General features: G+C 66.1%; 21 protein-coding genes. 11 read left to right on the top strand and 10 right to left on the bottom strand.

Annotation, left to right across the window (positions count from 1 at the left end; genetic code table 11):
* Window positions 1-11 precede the first annotated feature (11 nt).
* The 6 genes from dnaN to mutM all read right to left on the bottom strand — a co-directional run bounded on the left by dnaN (window position 12) and on the right by mutM (window position 5,908).
* The gene (gene dnaN, locus BKM74_RS01400; protein WP_086463905.1) at window positions 12-1,130 is read right to left on the bottom strand and encodes a DNA polymerase III subunit beta; all 1,119 of its coding nucleotides are present in this window, start codon (window positions 1,128-1,130) and stop codon (window positions 12-14) included.
* Between the two features lie 251 nt (window positions 1,131-1,381).
* Window positions 1,382-2,920, bottom strand: coding sequence for a chromosomal replication initiator protein DnaA (gene dnaA, locus BKM74_RS01405; protein ID WP_086463906.1), 1,539 nt, complete (start codon window positions 2,918-2,920; stop codon window positions 1,382-1,384).
* A gap of 558 nt (window positions 2,921-3,478) precedes the next feature.
* Window positions 3,479-3,739, bottom strand: coding sequence for a 30S ribosomal protein S20 (gene rpsT / locus BKM74_RS01410; protein ID WP_086463907.1), 261 nt, complete (start codon window positions 3,737-3,739; stop codon window positions 3,479-3,481).
* Window positions 3,740-3,859: 120 nt separating this feature from the next.
* Entirely contained in the window at window positions 3,860-4,636 is a 777-nt protein-coding gene (locus BKM74_RS01415; RefSeq protein WP_086463908.1) for an enoyl-CoA hydratase, read from the bottom strand.
* Between the two features lie 59 nt (window positions 4,637-4,695).
* Window positions 4,696-5,061, bottom strand: coding sequence for a hypothetical protein (locus tag BKM74_RS01420; protein ID WP_086463909.1), 366 nt, complete (start codon window positions 5,059-5,061; stop codon window positions 4,696-4,698).
* Between the two features lie 16 nt (window positions 5,062-5,077).
* Window positions 5,078-5,908: a bifunctional DNA-formamidopyrimidine glycosylase/DNA-(apurinic or apyrimidinic site) lyase gene (gene mutM / locus BKM74_RS01425; protein ID WP_086463910.1), complete on the bottom strand. Its 831-nt coding sequence runs from the start codon at window positions 5,906-5,908 to the stop codon at window positions 5,078-5,080.
* A 74-nt stretch (window positions 5,909-5,982) separates the two neighbouring features.
* Between mutM and BKM74_RS01430 the strand changes: the two genes are divergently transcribed.
* Genes BKM74_RS01430 through BKM74_RS01450 form a run of 5 tightly spaced genes read left to right on the top strand, consistent with a single transcriptional unit; the run spans window position 5,983 to window position 10,511 of the window.
* Entirely contained in the window at window positions 5,983-6,783 is an 801-nt protein-coding gene (locus BKM74_RS01430) for a class I SAM-dependent methyltransferase (RefSeq protein WP_086463911.1), read from the top strand.
* Between the two features lie 5 nt (window positions 6,784-6,788).
* Window positions 6,789-8,339 (top strand): 2-polyprenylphenol 6-hydroxylase, encoded by a 1,551-nt coding sequence (gene ubiB, locus BKM74_RS01435; protein ID WP_086463912.1) that lies wholly within the window; start codon window positions 6,789-6,791, stop codon window positions 8,337-8,339.
* 32 nt (window positions 8,340-8,371) lie between these two features.
* Window positions 8,372-9,586 carry a bifunctional phosphopantothenoylcysteine decarboxylase/phosphopantothenate--cysteine ligase CoaBC gene (gene coaBC, locus BKM74_RS01440; RefSeq protein ID WP_086463913.1) on the top strand — a complete coding sequence of 405 codons (1,215 nt, stop codon included), beginning with the start codon at window positions 8,372-8,374 and terminating at the stop codon, window positions 9,584-9,586.
* Window positions 9,583-10,050 carry a dUTP diphosphatase gene (dut, locus tag BKM74_RS01445; protein WP_086463914.1) on the top strand — a complete coding sequence of 156 codons (468 nt, stop codon included), beginning with the start codon at window positions 9,583-9,585 and terminating at the stop codon, window positions 10,048-10,050. Before coaBC ends, dut begins: the two co-directional genes overlap by 4 nt.
* Window positions 10,051-10,055: 5 nt before the next feature.
* Window positions 10,056-10,511: an RrF2 family transcriptional regulator gene (locus tag BKM74_RS01450; RefSeq protein ID WP_086463915.1), complete on the top strand. Its 456-nt coding sequence runs from the start codon at window positions 10,056-10,058 to the stop codon at window positions 10,509-10,511.
* Window positions 10,512-10,520: 9 nt separating this feature from the next.
* On the opposite strand, the gene BKM74_RS01455 is transcribed toward BKM74_RS01450, so the two are convergent.
* From BKM74_RS01455 to BKM74_RS01465, 3 genes are all read right to left on the bottom strand, one after another.
* Entirely contained in the window at window positions 10,521-11,270 is a 750-nt protein-coding gene (locus tag BKM74_RS01455) for an SDR family oxidoreductase (protein WP_086463916.1), read from the bottom strand.
* A 22-nt stretch (window positions 11,271-11,292) separates the two neighbouring features.
* Complete coding sequence (locus BKM74_RS01460) at window positions 11,293-12,081, bottom strand: hypothetical protein (RefSeq protein ID WP_086463917.1); 789 nt, start codon at window positions 12,079-12,081, stop codon at window positions 11,293-11,295.
* 84 nt (window positions 12,082-12,165) lie between these two features.
* Window positions 12,166-13,143, bottom strand: coding sequence for a nicotinate-nucleotide--dimethylbenzimidazole phosphoribosyltransferase (locus BKM74_RS01465; protein ID WP_176342336.1), 978 nt, complete (start codon window positions 13,141-13,143; stop codon window positions 12,166-12,168).
* 108 nt (window positions 13,144-13,251) lie between these two features.
* Here BKM74_RS01465 and BKM74_RS01470 point away from each other — a divergent pair, with 108 nt between their 5' ends.
* Together BKM74_RS01470 and BKM74_RS01475 are read left to right on the top strand one after the other, a co-directional pair.
* A complete protein-coding gene (locus BKM74_RS01470; protein ID WP_176342337.1) occupies window positions 13,252-13,899 on the top strand; it encodes a histidine phosphatase family protein in 648 nt (215 codons plus the stop codon).
* A 134-nt stretch (window positions 13,900-14,033) separates the two neighbouring features.
* Complete coding sequence (locus BKM74_RS01475; RefSeq protein WP_086463919.1) at window positions 14,034-14,720, top strand: lipid-binding SYLF domain-containing protein; 687 nt, start codon at window positions 14,034-14,036, stop codon at window positions 14,718-14,720.
* Window positions 14,721-14,765: 45 nt separating this feature from the next.
* On the opposite strand, the gene BKM74_RS01480 is transcribed toward BKM74_RS01475, so the two are convergent.
* Entirely contained in the window at window positions 14,766-15,275 is a 510-nt protein-coding gene (locus tag BKM74_RS01480; protein WP_245825726.1) for a pentapeptide repeat-containing protein, read from the bottom strand.
* Window positions 15,276-15,832: 557 nt separating this feature from the next.
* Between BKM74_RS01480 and BKM74_RS18450 the strand changes: the two genes are divergently transcribed.
* The 4 genes from BKM74_RS18450 (at window position 15,833) to sdhA (ending at window position 18,973) form a co-directional block, all read left to right on the top strand.
* Window positions 15,833-16,066 carry a hypothetical protein gene (locus BKM74_RS18450; RefSeq protein ID WP_140056002.1) on the top strand — a complete coding sequence of 78 codons (234 nt, stop codon included), beginning with the start codon at window positions 15,833-15,835 and terminating at the stop codon, window positions 16,064-16,066.
* 323 nt (window positions 16,067-16,389) lie between these two features.
* The gene (gene sdhC / locus BKM74_RS01485) at window positions 16,390-16,788 is read left to right on the top strand and encodes a succinate dehydrogenase, cytochrome b556 subunit (RefSeq protein WP_086463920.1); all 399 of its coding nucleotides are present in this window, start codon (window positions 16,390-16,392) and stop codon (window positions 16,786-16,788) included.
* 3 nt (window positions 16,789-16,791) lie between these two features.
* Window positions 16,792-17,172, top strand: a complete 381-nt coding sequence (gene sdhD, locus BKM74_RS01490) for a succinate dehydrogenase, hydrophobic membrane anchor protein (protein WP_086463921.1) — start codon at window positions 16,792-16,794, stop codon at window positions 17,170-17,172.
* A 4-nt stretch (window positions 17,173-17,176) separates the two neighbouring features.
* A complete protein-coding gene (gene sdhA, locus BKM74_RS01495; RefSeq protein ID WP_086463922.1) occupies window positions 17,177-18,973 on the top strand; it encodes a succinate dehydrogenase flavoprotein subunit in 1,797 nt (598 codons plus the stop codon).
* The last annotated feature ends 19 nt before the right edge of the window (window positions 18,974-18,992 follow it).

Here is an 18,992-nt window from a genome sequence, read left to right on the forward strand (position 1 = left end):
GCTGAGCCGGATCAGACGCGCATGGGCATCAGGACGTAGAGCGCGCTTTCGTCGGCCTGGTCGCGCACGATGGTCGGCGAGGCGGCATCCGCCAGGGAGAACTGCGCCTCGTCGCCTTCGATCTGCGTCGTGATATCCAGCAGGTAACGGGAGTTGAAGCCGATCTCGATGGGGCCGGCGCCATAGGCGACCTCCAGCTCCTCGATGGCGGTGCCGTTCTCCGGGCTGGTGGCGGACAGCACCAGCATGCCGTCCTGCAGCGAGAGCTTCACCGCGCGGCTCTTTTCCGTGGAGATGGTGGCGACCCGGTCCACCGCTTCGGCGAATTCCTTGCGGCTGACCTGCAGCGTCTTGTCGTTGCCGGTCGGGATCACCCGCTCATAATCCGGGAAGGTGCCGTCGATCAGCTTGGTGGTCAGCGTCACATCGCTGAACTGGAAGCGCAGCTTGGTCTCCGACAGCGCCACGCCGATCTCGCCCTCGGCATCCTCGAGCAGCTTGCGCAGCTCGTTCACCGCCTTGCGCGGCACGATAACGCCCGGCATGCCGGCGGCGCCGTCGGGCAGCGGCATTTCCACCCGCGCCAGCCGGTGGCCGTCGGTCGCCACGGCGCGCAGTACCGGCACGCCATTGTTGTTGGCGGCATGCAGATAGATGCCGTTCAGGTAGTAGCGCGTCTCCTCGGTGGAGATGGCGAAGCGCGTGCGGTCGATCAGCGCCTTCAGCTCGCCCGCCTGCAGCATGAAATTATACGGCAGGTCACCGTCGCTCAGCGCCGGGAATTCCTCGGTCGGCAGCGTCGCCAGGCTGAAGGTGGAGCGGCCGGCGCGTACCGTCAGCCGGTTGCCGCCATCCTCCTCCGTCAGCTCGATCTGCGCGCCTTCCGGCAGCTTGCGGACGATGTCGTAGAGCGTGTGCGCGGCCACTGTCGTGGCACCGGGCTGCGACACCTCGGCTCCGACCTCTTCCACCACGTCGATATCCATATCGGTGGCAGTCAGCGCCAGCCGGTCCGATTCGGCGCGGAGCAGGACGTTGCTGAGGATTGGAATGGTGTTGCGCTTTTCGACGACGCTCTGAACGTGGGCCAGGGGCTTCAGCAGCGCGGCCCGGTCGATGATCAGCTTCATCCTGATAACTGCCTATCTGCGTGCGAATAGCGGTTGCGTAACGTACCGGTCAGCCCGTCCTGGACGCCACGCCCGCAAGGTTGGGATGGTGGCCATGCCAAGGAGGCGGAACGGCCTGCGGCGCGAGGCGCCGAACGGTCGCTGACTATAGCACAAAAGGATGAAAGTCAGGGCAAATTTCACCCTGCAGAGGTAAGATTTCGCGTGTCCGGACACCCCCGGACACAAAGGATGGGGGATGGAAGGCGAATTCAGCTTTCCAGCATCCGGCGCAGCAACTCGACATCCTCGGCGAAGGACTGGTCGCTGCCGCGCAGCTCATCGATCTTCTTCACCGCATGCATGACCGTGGTGTGGTCGCGGCCGCCAAACTTGCGGCCGATCTCCGGCAGCGAGCGGGCGGTAAGCTGCTTGGCAAGGTACATCGCCACCTGGCGCGGCCGGGCGACGGCGCGGCTGCGGCGGGCGGAATGCATGTCGGCGATGCGGATGTTGAAATGCTCGGCGACGCGCTTCTGGATTTCCTCGATGGTTACCCGCCGGTCGTTGGCGCGCAGCAAATCGTGCAGCAGCTCCTGTGCGCTCTCCAGCGAGATCGGCCGGCCGACCAGCGTGGCGTGGGCCACCAGCCGGTTCAGTGCGCCTTCCAGCTCACGCACGTTGGAGGTGATCTTGTGGGCGAGGAACTCCAGCACCTTGTGCGGGATCGGAATCTCGCACTTCTCGGCCTTGGCCTGCAGAATGCCCAGCCGCAACTCATAGCTGGTCGGATGGATGTCGGCGACAAGCCCCCAGCCGAGGCGGGAACGCAGCCGCTCTTCCATGCCCTCCAGATCGTGCGGCGACTTGTCGGCGGAGATCACGATCTGCCGGTTGCGATCAACCAGCGCGTTGAAGGTGTGGAAGAACTCTTCCTGCGTCGAATCCTTGCCGCTGATGAATTGCACATCGTCGATCATCAGCACATCGACCGAACGGAACTGGTCCTTGAACGCCACCGTGTCCTTGAAGCGCAGCGCGCGGATGAACTGGTACATGAATTTTTCCGCCGACAGATAGATGACGCGGCGGTTGGGATCGCGCTTGCGGATGTGCCAAGCAATCGCATGCATCAGATGGGTCTTGCCGAGGCCGACGCCGCCATAGAGGAACAGCGGGTTGAACGGCACGGACGAGGATTCGGCAGCCCGCCGCGCGGCGGCGAAGGCCAGCTCATTCGGTTTGCCGACGACGAAATTCTCGAAGGTGAAGCGCGGGTCGAGGCCCGCCTCCATCTCCAGCGGCTCCAGCCCGTTATTGTGGAAGGCCGGCGCCGCGAGCGGCATCAGGCCCGGGCCGGCAGCGGCCTGCGGCCGTTCGGCGTAATTCTGCGTCCCGGCGGCTGCTCCGTTCCCCGCTGCGGGCGTGTTGCCTGGGGAGTCGCCCGCTTGGGAGTCGCGATCCCGGGAGCCGCGGCGGGCATCGGTTTTGGCGCCTGCAGGCTGGCCAGATGCGGAGTCGGGCAGGCCGGTGACGATCTCGACGCTGCGCAGCGCCGGGTCTTCATTGGCCCACAGCGCGCGCAGCCGGTCGGCATAGTGGGTCGCCACCCAGTCCCGCATGAAGCGGGTCGGCACCGACAGGGTGACGCCCTGTTCCTTTACCGCGACCAGGGTCAGCGGCTTCAGCCAGCTGCGGAAAGCAGAGTCGCCGACCTCGCTGCGCAGGCGGGCCCGTATCCGGGTCCATTGTGCGGCATGCGGATTCTTGTCGGTATGCGAGTCTGCGGACGCGCTATCAAGCTGAACCATTCCCGGCGCCTTTCCTTATTACTTATTGTTGTTGAGCGCGGATAGCGTTCGGCAAGTCTGATGCCTGAACTGCGGAAGGTGGCGCAGGCAAGCGCACTCGCGCGGAAAGCGTCCGATGTCGGGTCATCCGGAGGCGGATAGAGCAGAATCGATTTGCCGATTTACTTGCAGCTGAAGCTGTATAAATCGAATTTTCGTCGAGGTGAGGAAGATCAAATCGAAACACTGAAGCCCTCTTGATGAATAAACCAGACCATTCCCGAATATTTCTCGGGTATCATTTTTAAATTAAGGTTTTAGACATTAGATCGGTTTCTGTTTTTAAAGCGCTTGCGGGAAATTTTGTTTCCTATTGCTTCCCGCCAAACCGCCATCAAATGTATCGGGCTAAAAAACGACTCGCAACAGGACGAATAGAGAACGGCAGATTTTTTGTCACCCGCCTGCAATAAAAACGACAAAAGCCCACTCTCCGGTTCAAAAATGAACCGGGTGGGCAATCGTCGGTCTCTATAGGGAGGACGGTCCCTGAGGGGACCGGCCGGACAGCCTGGCTGCTTACAGCGCCTTGATGCGCGCGGACAGCCGGGACAGCTTGCGGGCGACCGTGTTCTGGTGCAGCACGCCCTTGGTGACGCCGCGCTGCATTTCCGGCATGGCGGCCTTCAGCGCCTCGGCGGCGACGTCCTTGTTGCCGCCGGCAATGGCGGTTTCCACCTGCTTCACGAAGGTGCGGATGCGGCTGACCCGCGCTCCGTTAACCGCAGTGCGGCGGATGGTCTGACGGATGCGCTTCTTTGCCGACGCTGTGTTGGCCATGATGTGCCCTTGCTCGCTAAATCACTGTAACCTTATCGAAAGGAGCGCGGTTTATATACCTCGGCCCCCGGCGCGTCAAGGCCGCTGTGGAGATATCCACAAGCGGCCCGGCGCATCGCTTTATTCGTCCTTGAAGGCGGGTTTGCGCTTCTCGATGAAGGCGGCCATGCCTTCCTTCTGGTCCGCCATGGCGAAGGTGGAGTGGAACAGCCTGCGTTCGAACCGCACCCCCTCGGCGAGGGTGGTTTCGTAGGCGCGGTTCACCGATTCCTTGGCCATCATCGCGGCTGGCTTTGACATGGCGGCGATCCGCTCGGCGGTCTTCATTGCCTCGTCCAGCAGCTCGGCGGCCGGGATGATACGGCTGACGAGGCCGGCGCGCTCCGCCTCCTCGGCATCCATCATGCGGCCGGTCAGACACATTTCCATCGCCTTCGACTTGCCGACGAAGCGGGTCAGGCGCTGGGTGCCACCGGCGCCCGGAATGGTGCCGATGGTGATTTCCGGCTGGCCGAACTTGGCGGTGTCGGCGGCCAGGATGAAGTCGCACATCATGGCGATCTCGCAGCCGCCGCCCAGCGCATAGCCGGCGACCGCCGCGATCACCGGCTTGCGGCAGTGCGCGAGCCGCTCCCAGCCCTTGGTGATGAAGTCGGCCTTGTAGGCGTCCATGTAGGAGAAGCCGGCCATCTCCTTGATGTCGGCGCCGGCCGCGAAGGCCTTCTCGCTGCCGGTGACGACGATGCAGCCGATCTCGGCATCCGCCTCGAAATCGTCCAGCGCCGCGCCAAGGTCGGTGATCAGCCCGGCGGACAGTGCATTCAGCGCCTTCGGGCGGTTCAGCGTGATGACGCCGACGGCGCCCTTCTTCTCCGCGATGATGTTTTCGTAGGCCATGATAGTCCCCACTTCGAGATTTATTTGCGGCCGCGCTCTGTCTGTGCTGGCGCGGCCGTTCAACGGGGCGCGAGCGCGAAGCGGACGGTGAGCGCGTCGCCCGACCGGGCGATCTCGATCACCAGCTCCTCGCCCTCGCGGCGATAGGTTCCAGCATCTGCCTGCTGCCAGCCGAGCTGCGGCAGGGTGCGGTCGTAGAAATCGGCGACCGACCCGGCATCGACCCGACCGGTTGCCACCGACTCGACGATGCGTCCGCCCGCCGAATCGAAGCTCATGGCGGCATCCGGCACCGCCGTCAAGCCCGGGGCCAGCGGGATGTCCTCGAAGCCCGGCACGAAGCCATCCGCCGCATGCAACGCGGTCAGGGGGCCAAAACATAGTGCCAGCCCCAGGAGCATCGCGAACTGTCGCCTGCTGGTCATGGGCCCGTCTATACCATCAGCGCTGGCAGGTGGCACAATAGAAAGTGGAGCGGCCGGACTGCACCAGCCGGCGCAGCGGCCTGCCGCAATCGGGCGCGCGGCAGGCCTCGCCCTCGCGGCCATAAACCTTGAAGGCGTGCTGGAAATAGCCCAGCTCGCCATCGGCCTGGCGGTAGTCGCGCAGGGTGGATCCGCCGGCCTCGATGGCCTCGGCCAGCACCTGCTTAACCGCCGTCGCCAGCCGCTCGGCCCGGCCGCCCTGTACCGTATGGGCCAGCCGGCGCGGCGACAGGCCCGACCTGTACAGCGCCTCGCAGGCATAGATATTGCCGATACCGGCCACCACATGCTGGTCGAGCAGCGCCGCCTTGATCGGCGTGTGCCGGCCGGCCAGCGCAGCGGCCAGCGCCGGCCCGTTGAATTCGTTGGATAGCGGCTCCGGCCCCAGCCCGGCCAGCAGCTTGTGGGTGTCCAGCGCGTCCAGCGTGGTCAGATCCATGGCGCCGAAACGGCGCGCGTCGTTGAAGCGGATCCAGACGTCGCGGTCGGTCGCCAGCACGATATGATCGTGCTTCTCCAGTGCCGGCGGCTGGCCGTGCGTGATCAGCATCCGCCCCGACATGCCGAGATGGGCGATCAGCACCGTGTCATCCTCCATCTCGGCCAGCAAATATTTGGCGCGGCGGCGCAGCGCCACCACCGTGCGGCCCTGGAGGCGTTGCGCGAAATCCACGGGCAACGGCCAGCGCAGGTCGGGCCGGCGTGCCTCGACATGGACCAGGCGGCGGCCTTCAAGGTGCGGGGCGAGGCCCCGGCGGACGGTTTCGACCTCGGGTAGTTCGGGCATGCGACATAAAACCTTAAGCGACAACCGGCGTTACCGTAGCGAAACCGCCGGGCAGAGGCTATCTTCCCCGAACCATGCAGACCGACAAGCAGGAAAAGCGGCCGACCATGCAGGCTCAGCACAGCGAGGAGACCGCCCCCTTCGGCTTTCGCGAGGTGAAGGCGGCGGAGAAGCACGGCCTGGTGCAGACGCTGTTCGGCGGCGTCGCCCATAATTACGACCTGATGAACGATTTGATGAGCGGCGGCGTCCACCGGCTGTGGAAGTCGGCGATGCTGGACTGGCTGGCGCCGCGCCCCGGCATGCGGCTGCTCGACGTGGCCGGCGGCACCGGCGATATCGCCTTCCGCTTCCAGGATCGCGGCGGCGGGCCGGTCATGGTCTGCGACCTGACACCGGAAATGCTGGCGGTCGGGCGTGACCGCGCCATCGATGGCGGCCGGCTGAAACCCTATGCCGCGGGCGGCATCGACTGGGTTGCCGGCAATGCCGAGAGCCTGCCGGTGGCCGACCGGTCGGTCGATGCCTATACCATTGCCTTCGGGCTGCGCAACGTGACCCGCATCGACAAGGCGCTGGCCGAGGCGCACCGTGTGCTGAAGCCGGGCGGCCGCTTCCTGTGCCTGGAATTCAGCCATGTCGTGCTGCCGGTGCTGGACAAGCTCTATGACGCCTATTCCTTCAGCGTGCTGCCGGCGCTGGGCCAGTATGTGGCGAAGGACCGCGACGCCTATGTCTATCTGGCCGAGAGCATCCGCACCTTCCCGCCGCAGGAGGAACTGGCGGCACGCATCCGGGCCGTCGGGTTCGAACGGGTGAGCTACCGCAACCTGTCGGGCGGTATCGCGGCGCTGCATTCCGGCTGGCGTATCTGACCGCCATGCTGCGTGCCCTCCGCAATACCGGCCGACTGATCGGCATTGTGCGCATCCTGGCCCGGCATGATGCGCTGTTTCCGCTGGAGGCGGTGCCCGGCCTGCCGGCGCTGCGCTGGTTCGGACGCTTTCTGGCCAGGATCGGTCGCAAGCGCGGCCGGCAGCAACGCCCCGGCCTGCGCCTCGCCGCCGCGCTGCAGGAGATGGGCCCCAGCTTCATCAAGCTGGGGCAGACGCTGGCCACACGCTCCGACCTGCTGGGCGAGGATGTCGCCGCCGATCTTTCCACCCTGCAGGACCGGTTGCCGCCCTTTTCCAGCGCCCGCGCCCGCGCCACCATCGAGGCGGAGCTGGGGCAGACGCTGACCGCGCTGTTCGCCAGCTTCGATGACCGTCCGGTGGCCGCCGCCTCGATCAGCCAGGTGCATTTCGCCGAGACGCCGGAAGGGGTGCGGGTTGCGGTGAAGGTGCTGCGGCCCGGCATCGAGGCCGCTTTCGCCCGCGATCTTGACCTGTTCGACTGGATCGCCGAGACGGTGGAGCAGGTGCAGCCGCAGCTACGCCGGCTGAAGCCGCGCGCGGTGGTCGCCACCTTCGCCGCCACGGTGCGTGCCGAGATGGATTTGCGGCTGGAGGCCGCCGCCGCCGCCGAGCTGTCCGACAATTTTGTCGATTATGATGGCTTCCGCGTGCCCCAGGTGGACTGGCAGCGCACCGCCCGCCGGGTGCTGACGCTGGAGCGCATCGACGGTATCCGCATCGACGATGTGGCGGCGCTGAAGGAGGCCGGTCACGATACCGACATGCTGCTGCGCCAGTCGGCGGAAGTGTTCTTCCTGCAGGTGTTCCGCGACGGCTTCTTCCATGCCGACATGCATCCCGGCAACATGTTCGTAGATGCCGACGGTGTGCTGCGCCCGGTCGATTTCGGCATCATGGGCCGGCTCGACGTGAAGACCCGCTATTTCCTGGCGGACATGCTGCTGGGCTTCCTGAACGGCGATTACCGCCGTGTCGCCGAGGTGCATTTCCAGGCCGGCTATGTCCCCGCCGACCAGTCTATCGACGATTTCATGCAGGCCTGCCGCGCCATCGGCGAGCCGATCCTGGGCCGGCCGGTGCACGAGATTTCTGTCGCCCGGCTGCTGGCCCAGCTGTTTCAGGTGACCGAGACCTTCGCCATGGAGACCCAGCCGCAGCTGCTGTTGCTGCAGAAGACCATGCTGGTCGCCGAGGGCGTCGGGCGCACGCTGAATCCGACCCTGAACATGTGGGAGCTGGCGCGCCCGCTGATCGAGGACTGGATGCGCGCGCATCGCGGGCCGGAGGCGCGCATCCGCCAGGCGGCGCTGGATATCGGCCTGATCGTCGAGCGGCTGCCCGCCCTGCTGGGGCAGATCGAGCGCGCCGCCGACCGGCTGGCCGACCCGGCCGGCGTGAAGCTGCACCCCGACACGGCGGCGGCGCTGCTGCGCCGGCGGCGCAACGGAGCGGTCGCCCTGTGGCCGCTCTGGCTGGCATTGCTGCTTGTGTCGCTCGCCGCGGTATTGTACTAGGCGATACTGTGTTTTCACGCGATGGGGCTGACATGCTGGCGGGCAAGCGCATCCTGCTGATCGTCTCGGGCGGTATCGCCGCCTATAAGAGCCTGGAGCTGATCCGCCGCCTGCGTGAGCGCGGGGCTGCGGTGCGCTGCGTGATGACCGGGTCCGCCGAACAGTTCGTGACGCCGCTCTCCCTGCAGGCGCTGAGCGAGGACAAGGTCTATCGCGATTTGTTCTCGCTGACCGACGAATCCGAGATGGGCCATATCAATCTGTCGCGCCAGGCCGATCTGGTCGTCGTCGCGCCGGCGACCGCCAACATCCTCGCCAAGATGGCCGGCGGTCTCGCCGACGATCTCGCCACCACGCTGCTGCTGGCGACCGACAAGGCGGTGCTGGCCGCGCCCGCCATGAATGTCCGCATGTGGACCCACGCCGCGACCCAGGCCAATCTGGAAATTCTGCGCCAGCGCGGCGTGCGCTTTGTCGGGCCGAACGAGGGCGACATGGCGTGCGGCGAATACGGGCCGGGCCGCATGGCGGAGCCGATGGAGATCGTCGCCGCCATCGAGACCTATTTCGGCAAGGATTCGCCACTGGCGGGCAAGCACGCTTTGGTGACCAGCGGTCCGACCTTTGAAGCCATCGACCCGGTGCGCTTCATCGGCAACCGCTCTTCCGGCAAGCAGGGTCACGCCATCGCGGCGGCGCTGTCACGCGCCGGTGCCGCCGTCACGCTGGTCTCCGGGCCGGTCGCGCTGGCCGATCCGGCGGGGGTGAAAGTGGTGCGCATCGAATCCGCGCGCGAGATGCTGGCGGCCTGCGAATCCGCGCTGCCCGCCGATATCGCCGTGTTCGCCGCCGCCGTCGCCGACTGGCGCGTGGCGCACGAAGCGGCGCAGAAGATCAAGAAGCCGGCGGAAGGCGGGGCAGCACCAACGCTCAGCTTCGCCGAAAATCCCGATATCCTCGCCACCATTGCCGGGCTGAAACAGGGCCGGCCGGCGCTGGTCATAGGATTTGCGGCGGAAACCGAGAAGGTGGCGGCGCATGCCGCCGCCAAGCGCGCCCGCAAGGGCTGCGACTGGATATTGGCGAACGATGTCTCCGCCGGCACCGGCACCTTCGGCGGCGACGCCAACACCATCCATCTGGTGACGGAGAGCGGCACCGAGGACTGGCCGCGCCTCACCAAACAGCAGGTGGCGGAGCGGCTGGCCGCCCGCATCGGCGATCATTTCGGAAAGAAAACGACATGAGCATTGCGCTTCCCGTCCGCATCCTGCCGCATGGCGAGGGGCTGGACCTGCCGGCCTATCAGACGGCGGACAGCGCCGGGCTTGACCTCGTCGCGGCGGTGGAGGCGGAGATGGTGCTGAATCCTGGCGAACGTGCGCTGGTGCCGACCGGCCTCGCCATCGCCCTGCCGTCGGGCTACGAGGCGCAGATAAGGCCGCGTTCCGGCCTCGCCTTCAAGCACGGCATGACGGTGCTGAATTCGCCTGGCACCGTCGATGCCGATTATCGCGGCGAGGTGAAAGTGCTGATGATCAATCTCGGGCAGGAACCCTTCGCGGTGAAGCGCGGCGAGCGCATTGCCCAGATGGTGGTCGCCCCGGTGACGCAGATTGCGTGGCAACCGGTCGCCGATCTGGACGAGACGGCGCGTGGCGCCGGCGGTTTCGGTTCGACCGGAACCGCGACCGGTACAGCTGGCACCTGACACCGATGCTGAAATCCTCGCGCAAGCTGCTGTTCGCCATCGAGGCGGTGCTCGACATCGCCTACAACGCGGCCGACACGCCGGTGCAGAGCCGGGAGATCACCGAACGCCAGGGCATTCCCCGGCGCTATCTGGAGCCGGTGCTGCAGCAGCTGGTGCGCGCCGACATATTGATCGGGGTGCGCGGCCCGCGCGGCGGCTACCGGCTGGGGCGGGAGCGCCGGCGCATCACGCTGGGCGATATCTGCCGCACCGTCGATAGCGGCGTGGATGCGGAGGAAGACCGGCAGGACACCGAGGGCTCGGCGCTGGGCCGCGAGGTGCTGCGCCCGCTCTGGACCGGTCTGCGCGACGAGTTGCTGGCCAAGCTGGACGCCGTGACCATCGAGGATCTGTGCGACGAGGCCCGCGGCAAGGGCATCCGCAAGATCGGCAAGACCGCGCTCGACTTCACGATCTGACGCGAAGACCTACAGCCGGCCGCCGGTGATCTGGATCGAGGTGCCGGTGACGTAGGAGGAGGCAGGCGAGAGCAGCCACAGGATTGCCTCCGCCACCTCCTCGGCGGTACCGGACCGGCCCATCGGCACGCCGGGCAGCAGCCGCTTCATGCGGTTGGGATCGCCGGTCGACTCATGGATATCGGTTTCGATCAGGCCGGGCGAGACGGCGTTCACCCTTATACCCTCCGCCGCGACCTCCTTGGCGAGGCCGAGCGTCAGCGTCTCGATGGCGCCCTTGCTGGCGGCGTAGGGGATCAGTTCGCCGGTACCGCCAAGGCGCGCGGCGGCGGAGGACAGATTCACGATGCCGCCGCCCTGGCCACCGCGCGATTTCGCCATGTGGCGCACCGCCTCGCGCGCCACGATCAGCGCGCCGGTCACGTTCAGGTCGATGACCGACCGGATGGTGGCGAGGTCGGTATCGGCCAGCAGGCTGCCCGTGCCGGTGATGCCGGCATTGTTCACCACGCCGGTCACCTTGCCGAGTGCCTTTTCGGCCTCCAGGAACAGGCGGATCACGTCGGATTCCAGCGCCATGTCGCCCTGGATGGCGACGGCGCGGCGGCCTTCGCTCTCGACCTCGCCGACGACCGCCTCGGCGGCCCTGGCATTGCCCTTGTAGTTCACCGCCACATCCCAGCCGCGCTGGGCGGCCAGCCGCGCGGTCGCCGCGCCAATGCCCCGGCTGCCGCCGGTGACGACAAGAATACCCGTCATGATCCCCTCCCGGTTTCCTCGTTTATGGCTTGGGCTTGCCCTCCTGTCCGGGGCCGCCCCGCCGCTCCGGCGCCGGTGCGGTCGTGCCCAGGATGACGGTGGCAGTCTGCACGATGCGGCGGCTGACCGACAGGCCTTCGCCACCGGCCTGATCCTTCATGGCAGGCGCGGACTCCGCCGCCATGCCGCGCACCATCATGGCCTGGCGCGGTACCGGCATCCCGTCCGACTGGAAGTCGATCATCCGAACGCGGTAGGCGCGATCCGGGAAAATATCGGCCAGCCGCGCCAGTTCTTCCTTGGTCTGGCGGTAGAGTTCGGCGCGCAGCTGGGATTCGACTTCCGTGTGTTCGGCCAGCGTCGGGGTGAAATCGATATCGGCGATGCGCACCGACAGGCCCGGCTTGCTGGTGCTCTTGGCCTTGTCATGCACGCCGGCCAGCTTCGCCTCCGGCACGCGCGCCTCGGCGATGACCTGCCAGCGCTCCAGCCCGGCCGAATCCATCTGGCGGGAGAAGCGGGTGGTGCGCCAATCGACGCCGGCGACCAGCCCGTCCAGCGTCTGGGTCACCTGCGCGCGGGCATCGGCCATCTCGCCGCCCTGCAAGGCCATGTCGATGGCGACGATCAGCTTCGCGGTCTGGGTCTCGACCCAGCCCTCGGCTTCGAGGCGCAGCACGATCTCGTCATCGGCGGGGCCGGTCCGGCCCATCGTCTGGGCCTGGGCGGCGGGCACGGATGCTGTCAGCAGAAAGCCGGCCAGCACGGGCAGAAGGGCGTGGCGGGCAATGGATGGCGCAATGAGGCGCATGGAGCTCTCCCTTGGCGAAATGATCCCCCTCTCAAGGGGATATTTGTTCAACTACGCCGCGACCATGGCAAGAGTGGGGCCGCGCTAATGCACCGCTGCCGCCTGACAGGCGCAGGCGGCGCGCAGGATGGCGAGCGCGGTTGCCGAGGCGACGCCATCACCGGTCGAAATGCCGAGATCGAGCAGCGGCTCGAAGCCCAGCGCCCGGCCGAGCGCTGCCGCCAGCGGATCAGCGCTGGCATGGGCCAGCAGGCAGTGCTGGATCGCCGTCGGCTCCAGCGCGCGCAGCACCAGCGCTGCCGCCAGACCGTCGCGGCCGTCGATCAGTACCGGCGTGCGGGCGAAACGGCAGGCCAGGATGGCGCCGGCCATCGCCGCGATGTCCAGCCCGCCCAGGCAGCGCAGCGCTTCCAGCGGATCGGCCCGGGTGCCGGCATGCAGCGAGACCGCCTTATCGATGAGCGCCAGTCGCGCCGGATCGGCGGAGGGCCCGCACCAGTCGGCCGCCATGCCGCCCAGCAGCAGGGTTGCCAGCGCCGCCGCCGGGAGGTCGGATTCGGCCGAGATGCTGGCCAGCGCCAGCACATCGATACCGGGTTCGACGGCGATCATGCCATAGGTCATGGCGCGCGCGCAGTCGGCCTCTTCCAGCGCCGGGCCGGCCGAGAAATCGGCGCTCGCCAGCTCAACCGACAATTCATAGACGCGCAGGTCGGAATCCAGCGATTCCGCCAGACGGTTCAGCGGCGTCACGCCATCGAGAAACCGCTGCACCGCCGCTTCGCTGACCGCCACCGGATCGATGCCGAGCGCGGCTGCGGCGCCATGGCTGGCGGCGAACAGGGTCAGGCGCGGATGGGTCATCTGCGGCGTCGGGCGCCCCTGCCAGCCGGCAAGGAAGCGCGCCAGCGCCGCCAGCCGCCCGCTGCCGGGCAAGATGGCATGGCCGGCGGTATGGGCGGCGTCGCGGTCGATCTCCGGCAGATCATCCAGCATCCGTCGGATTTCGCCGAAATGCGGCTCGTCGGCCTGGCCCGCCCCGGCGTTGGTTTCCTCGGCCATGGGGATATTCTCCTGTCTTTGATCGTGGCATGCCATATCGCGATGCCGGGTTCTGTCCTATATCCTTCGGCGGTGAAGAGAAAGTCCGATGAAGGGGAAGCAGACAGGATGAGCCAGGAAGCCGCAACAACGACACGCTGGTGGTGGGTGCGCCACGCCCCGGTGACCAGCGAAGGCGGGCGGATCTACGGTGCCGGCGATCCGCCGGCGGACGTGTCCGATGTGGAGAGCTTCAGCGGGCTGGCCCGGCTGCTGCCGCGCGATGCGGTGTGGGTGACCTCGCATCTGCAGCGCACCCATCAGACGATGGCGGCGGTCGGCGCGGCCGGTTACCCGCTGCCGGAGGTGGGCACGCAGGGCGTCGAGATCGATCTGGGCGAGCAAAGCTTCGGTGAATTGCAGGGCCGGCCCCGGCACGAGATCTTCGCCACCGTCGAGTTTCAGCGCCATCGCTTCTGGCTGACCGCGCCGGAGGTTGCCCCGCCGGGCGGCGAGAGCTTCCAGGACCTGCTGGGCCGGGTGACACCGGTGGTCGAGCGGCTGACGCATGAATATGCGCGGCGCGACGTGATCTGCGTCGCTCATGGCGGGACGATCCGCGCGGCGCTGGCGCATGCGCTGGACATTCCGGCGGCGAAGGCGCTGCATTTCCAGATCGACAATCTGTCGGTCACCCGCATCGACCATCATCCGGCGGAGGAGAACTGGCCTGATCCGGCCTGGCAGGTGGTGATGGTGAACCGGCGGCCGCGCTGACGGTGCAGCCACGGGCCCCGGGGCGCGGCACACGGGTCGTTGCGGAACGGATGCACGACCTTCTCGTTTCTATCGCCAGGAAGCAGCCCATCATTTGGGTGCTGCTGCTGGTTTGAAATTGAAGGAGATTGGCCATGCGCCGATTGAAATATGCACTTTCCCTGGCCCTTGGCCTGTTCCTCGCCGCCCCGGCGGTAAGCGCCCCGGCCTTCGCCGATGACACCCCGCAGTTGCTGGTCGATAAGTCGCTCGGCTCGCTGCGCGCCGTGCTGAGCGAAAAGGGGCTGGAGCCGGCCCGCGGCTATCTGAAGCAGGCCAAGGGCGTGCTGATCGTGCCGGACCTCGTCAAAGCCGGCTTCATCCTGGGCGGCCAGGCCGGTGACGGCGTGCTGCTGACCAAGGCGGCTGACGGCAGCTGGAACGGCCCGGCCTTCTATCAGGTGATCGCCGGCAGCATTGGCCTGCAGGCGGGCGTCGAATCGCGCGAGGCGCTGTTCCTGGTGATGAGCGATTCCGGGCTGCAGAAACTAATGCAGAACGAGATGAAGCTCGGCGCCGACGCCAGCGTCGCCATCGGCACGGTGGGTGCCGGCGTGGGCGCATCCAGCACCGGCAATCCGGAGGCCGACATTCTGGTCTATTCCAAGTCGAAGGGCCTGTTCGGCGGCGGTTCCATCGAAGGCGGCGTGGTGAAGCCGAAGCCGGAGATGAACAGCGCCTATTACGGTGGCGCGGTTACGCCGGATGCCATCCTGATGAAGGGCACCCGAAATGCCGCGGGTGCCGCCGAGCTGCGCAAGGAACTCGCCCAGTACGATTGAGGCGCTACGCAGTAACAGAGAGGCTTCAGATCGGCGTCTGTCGCGTTAGCGGCAGGCGCCGACCGAGTCTTCGCCGCAGCGTTTCTTGCCATCGATCCAGAGCGCACCGCTGAGATCGGCCCGGAAGAAATCTGCATCCCGTATGTCCGCGCCGGTTAAATCGGCTTCGCGCAGGATGGCGTTGTGGAAACGGGCGCGCGACAGGTTGGCGTCCTTCAGCGAGGCGCCGGTCAGATCGGCGCGGGAGAAATCGGCATAGGTAAAGCGGCCGCCATCGAGCGTGGCGCCGGCCATCTTGGTTTCCAGGAACATCGACCGGTTGGCGTCGGCCTCGCTGAGATTGGCGTCCGTCAGGGTGCTGCGGTTGAAGCTGGTCCGCCACAAGGTCGCCTTTGTCAGGTCAGCCTTGGACATTTCCTGCCGGCTCAGATTGCAGTTGCGCCAGTCCACGCCTGGGCCGGGCGGATCGCCGCAGCCCGCCAATACGGGAGAGGTCGCCAGCGGCATCAGGAACAGCGTCGCCAGCAGGAGGGTAAGGCCGGTGGTTTTTTTCATTGTAAGCCAATGTAGCGCCTCCCGCCTTTCATGCAATGACCAGGGTGGTATTTGCGCGAACTCAACGCCGTGACACGCTGTCCCACACCCTCTCGCGCGGCCCACTCCATGGAGGGCTGAAAGGCGTTTGGGTATCAAGGGTGCTCGGGGATTAAAAAAGCAGAGGCGCCGAGGATGCAGGCGGTGATCGCCCTGCCCGGGAAGGCATTTCCTCGGCGCCTCTTATTCGGGGCCGGAGGCGGGCCGCAAGCGGCCGCCGGAGCCCCAGGCGCGAAAGCGCCAGGATCATCGGCGCTGTCTGGCGCAAGGCACCTGGCAGGGCAGCAGCTTGGCACGGAGCCGCCCGGCCGACAGCGATACGAAGCCCTTACCCGCAAGCCATGTCCGCCCCGTCATCGCCACGCTGGGCCGCTTTAGGACCCGGGTCGGCGCGACTGCTGACATGTCCCGTCCGCATGATTCCGGCTCGCCTGATCGGCTGAACCGGGCCGGGCGGTCCCGCTATCCACCATCATCGCCGGAGCGGTGCGGTTTCCAAACAGGCGGGTGGCGGGGCGATGCGTTCCGGGGCCGGACCCATTTGTCAGAGCCGGGCCGGAAAAACCGGCTGTCGCCAGCGTGGCTTTCGCATTGCCACCGCCATGACGCTTACGACGCAGAAGGGAAGCGTGCCGGATTTTGATTGCTTCGGCAATGAAGAAATTGTATTAATCAGCCGATTTTTTATCAATAAATATAATTATATTTCATTCACAGATTTTCCACAGAGCTCACTCCGCGCCAAACCCTGACGGGAAATCGAAAAAGTCTGTGGCTAATGCGCGTTACGTGCCGCCGCGCCAGGACCGGTGCCCTTTATCCACCGTTGTGGATAATACTCAGGAAACTGCTCACAGCTTCAGCCCTGCTCTCGCATCTTCCCGGTGTTCGCTGCCGGTGTTCCCTGATAGCGTCTCTAATGCGCGATAAGGGGATCGCTGTGTCAGAGGCAGGGCAGCGCTGCGTTGACTTGAACCCGGGCGCGGTCTAAATCAACAGCGTTCCTGAGAAGCGGGCGGCAACCCGCTCTTGTGTAATTGAAATTCGTTCTCACCGCTTTGGCGAAGGGGGCACTATGCAGTCCGGCGGGAAGGCGGCACGGCCGCTATCACCCCATTTGCAGATTTACCGTCCGCAGATCACCTCGATCCTGTCGATCCTGCACCGCATCACCGGTGTCGCGCTGTCAGTGGGTACGCTGATGCTGACCTGGTGGCTGCTGGCCGCCGCGGCAGGGCCCGATCATTTCGCGACGGCGCACGGCTTCATCACCTCCTGGTTCGGCTATCTGCTGCTGCTGGGCTGGTCGGTGGCGCTGTTCTACCACCTCGCGAACGGTATCCGGCATCTGGCCTGGGACGCCGGCTGGGGCTTCGAGCTGCCGCAGGTCTATAAAAGCGGCTATGCGGTGCTCGCCGCGACCGTGATCCTGACGGCCATCGCCTGGGGCGTTGGCCTCACGATGGGGAGCTGAGCGATGGGTATGCAATCCAATCTCGCCCGCGTGCGCGGCATGGGCTCCGCCAAGGAAGGCGTGCATCACTGGTGGATGCAGCGCCTGACCGCTGTCGCCTTGGTGCCGCTGATTCTGTGGCTGGTGATCTCGATCGTCGCCCATGCCGGTGCCGGCCATGCCGCTGTCACCGCCTGGATGGGACAGCCCATCCCCGCCATCCTGATGATCCTGCTGATTGTCGGCGGCTATTATCACGCCAAGCTCGGCGTGCAGGTGGTGATCGAGGATTATGTGCATAACGAGGGCGTGAAGTTTGCGGCCCTCATTGGCTTGAAGTTGCTCACCGTGGTGCTAGGTGTCGCTTCCGTGTTCGCCATTTCGAAACTGGCTTTCGGAGCTTAACCCCATGCAGTCCTACAAGATCGTCGATCATGCCTATGACGTAGTGGTGGTGGGCGCCGGCGGCGCCGGCCTGCGCGCGACCATGGGCGCCACCATGGCCGGGCTGAAGACCGCCTGCGTGACCAAGGTGTTCCCGACCCGCAGCCATACGGTGGCGGCTCAGGGCGGCATCGGCGCCGCGCTGAACAACATGAATGACGGCGATAACTGGCAGTACCACATGTACGACACCGTGAAGGGGTCGGACTGGTTGGGTGACCAGGACGCCATCGAATATATGTGCCGCAACGCGATCCCGGCGATCATCGAGCTGGAGCATTTCGGCATGCCGTTCAGCCGCACCGAGGAGGGCAAGATCTACCAGCGCCCGTTCGGCGGCCACACCACCAACTACGGCGAGGGCATGGCCAAGCGCGCCTGCGCCGCCGCCGACCGTACCGGCCATGCGCTGCTGCACACGCTCTACCAGCAGTGCCTGAAGCACAAGGCCGAGTTCTTCATCGAATATTTCGCCCTCGACCTGATCATCGACGAGGAAGGTGAGTGCCGCGGCGTCATGGCGCTGTGCCTCGAGGATGGCAGCATCCACCGCTTCCGCGGGCACCAAGTAGTGCTGGCGACCGGCGGTTATGGCCGCGCCTATTTCTCCTGTACCTCGGCGCATACCTGCACCGGCGATGGCGGGGCGATGGTGCTGCGCGCCGGCCTGCCGCTGCAGGACATGGAGTTCGTGCAGTTCCACCCGACCGGCATCTATGGTGCGGGCTGCCTGATCACCGAGGGCGCGCGCGGCGAGGGCGGCTACCTCACCAATTCCGAGGGCGAGCGCTTCATGGAGCGCTATGCCCCGAACGCCAAGGACCTGGCCAGCCGCGACGTGGTCAGCCGGGCGATGACGGTGGAGATCAACGAGGGCCGCGGCGTCGGCCCGAAGAAGGATCATATCCATCTGCATCTGGAGCATCTGGATCCGGCGGTGCTGCATATGCGCCTGCCCGGCATTTCCGAGACCGCCAAGGTGTTCGCCGGCGTCGATGTGACCAAGGAGCCGATCCCGGTGGTGCCGACCGTGCACTACAATATGGGCGGCATCCCGACCAACTATCACGGCGAGGTGTTCCGGCCGACCAAGGACGATCCGGATGCCACCATCCCCGGCCTGATGGCGGCCGGCGAGGCGGCCTGCGTGTCGGTGCATGGTGCCAACCGCCTCGGTACCAACTCGCTGCTCGACCTGGTGGTGTTCGGCCGGGCCTGCGCCAACCGCTGCGGCGAGACGCTGAAGCCGGGCTCCCCGCACAAGCCGCTGCCCGACAGCGCCGGCGAGAACGCCATCGCGCGGCTCGACTCGGTGCGCTTCAACAAGGGCGGCACCAAGACCGGTGATGTGCGGCTGAAGATGCAGCATGTGATGCAGCGCCATGCCGCCGTGTTCCGCGACCAGAATATTCTGGAGACCGGCGTGAAGAACATTCACGAGGTCGCCAGCGGGCTGGTCGATGTGGTGGTGACCGACAAGTCGCTGATCTGGAACACCGATCTGGTCGAGACGCTGGAGCTTCATAACCTTCTTGGCCAGGCCATCGTCACGCTGGAATCCGGCGAGGCGCGCAAGGAAAGCCGTGGCGCGCATGCCCGCGACGACTTCACCGAGCGTGACGACGAGAACTGGATGAAGCACACGGTCGCCTGGTGCGATGTCGATAACGGCTTCAAGGTCGATCTGGGCTATCGCCCGGTGCATCTGAACACCATGTCGAACGAGATCAAGACGATCCCGCCGAAGGCCCGCGTCTACTAAGCCCGGCCATTCCTTCAGG

Source organism: Oceanibaculum nanhaiense, from assembly GCF_002148795.1.
GTDB classification, from domain to species: domain Bacteria; phylum Pseudomonadota; class Alphaproteobacteria; order Oceanibaculales; family Oceanibaculaceae; genus Oceanibaculum; species Oceanibaculum nanhaiense.

Coding starts and splice junctions, on each gene's coding strand:
- dnaN (WP_086463905.1), bottom strand. CDS start 1,130: ATGAAGCTGATCATCGACCGGGCCGCGCTGCTGAAGCCCCTGGCCCAC.
- dnaA (WP_086463906.1), bottom strand. CDS start 2,920: ATGGTTCAGCTTGATAGCGCGTCCGCAGACTCGCATACCGACAAGAAT.
- rpsT (WP_086463907.1), bottom strand. CDS start 3,739: ATGGCCAACACAGCGTCGGCAAAGAAGCGCATCCGTCAGACCATCCGC.
- BKM74_RS01415 (WP_086463908.1), bottom strand. CDS start 4,636: ATGGCCTACGAAAACATCATCGCGGAGAAGAAGGGCGCCGTCGGCGTC.
- BKM74_RS01420 (WP_086463909.1), bottom strand. CDS start 5,061: ATGACCAGCAGGCGACAGTTCGCGATGCTCCTGGGGCTGGCACTATGT.
- mutM (WP_086463910.1), bottom strand. CDS start 5,908: ATGCCCGAACTACCCGAGGTCGAAACCGTCCGCCGGGGCCTCGCCCCG.
- BKM74_RS01430 (WP_086463911.1), top strand. CDS start 5,983: ATGCAGACCGACAAGCAGGAAAAGCGGCCGACCATGCAGGCTCAGCAC.
- ubiB (WP_086463912.1), top strand. CDS start 6,789: ATGCTGCGTGCCCTCCGCAATACCGGCCGACTGATCGGCATTGTGCGC.
- coaBC (WP_086463913.1), top strand. CDS start 8,372: ATGCTGGCGGGCAAGCGCATCCTGCTGATCGTCTCGGGCGGTATCGCC.
- dut (WP_086463914.1), top strand. CDS start 9,583: ATGAGCATTGCGCTTCCCGTCCGCATCCTGCCGCATGGCGAGGGGCTG.
- BKM74_RS01450 (WP_086463915.1), top strand. CDS start 10,056: ATGCTGAAATCCTCGCGCAAGCTGCTGTTCGCCATCGAGGCGGTGCTC.
- BKM74_RS01455 (WP_086463916.1), bottom strand. CDS start 11,270: ATGACGGGTATTCTTGTCGTCACCGGCGGCAGCCGGGGCATTGGCGCG.
- BKM74_RS01460 (WP_086463917.1), bottom strand. CDS start 12,081: ATGCGCCTCATTGCGCCATCCATTGCCCGCCACGCCCTTCTGCCCGTG.
- BKM74_RS01465 (WP_176342336.1), bottom strand. CDS start 13,143: ATGGCCGAGGAAACCAACGCCGGGGCGGGCCAGGCCGACGAGCCGCAT.
- BKM74_RS01470 (WP_176342337.1), top strand. CDS start 13,252: ATGAGCCAGGAAGCCGCAACAACGACACGCTGGTGGTGGGTGCGCCAC.
- BKM74_RS01475 (WP_086463919.1), top strand. CDS start 14,034: ATGCGCCGATTGAAATATGCACTTTCCCTGGCCCTTGGCCTGTTCCTC.
- BKM74_RS01480 (WP_245825726.1), bottom strand. CDS start 15,275: ATGAAAAAAACCACCGGCCTTACCCTCCTGCTGGCGACGCTGTTCCTG.
- BKM74_RS18450 (WP_140056002.1), top strand. CDS start 15,833: ATGCGTTCCGGGGCCGGACCCATTTGTCAGAGCCGGGCCGGAAAAACC.
- sdhC (WP_086463920.1), top strand. CDS start 16,390: ATGCAGTCCGGCGGGAAGGCGGCACGGCCGCTATCACCCCATTTGCAG.
- sdhD (WP_086463921.1), top strand. CDS start 16,792: ATGGGTATGCAATCCAATCTCGCCCGCGTGCGCGGCATGGGCTCCGCC.
- sdhA (WP_086463922.1), top strand. CDS start 17,177: ATGCAGTCCTACAAGATCGTCGATCATGCCTATGACGTAGTGGTGGTG.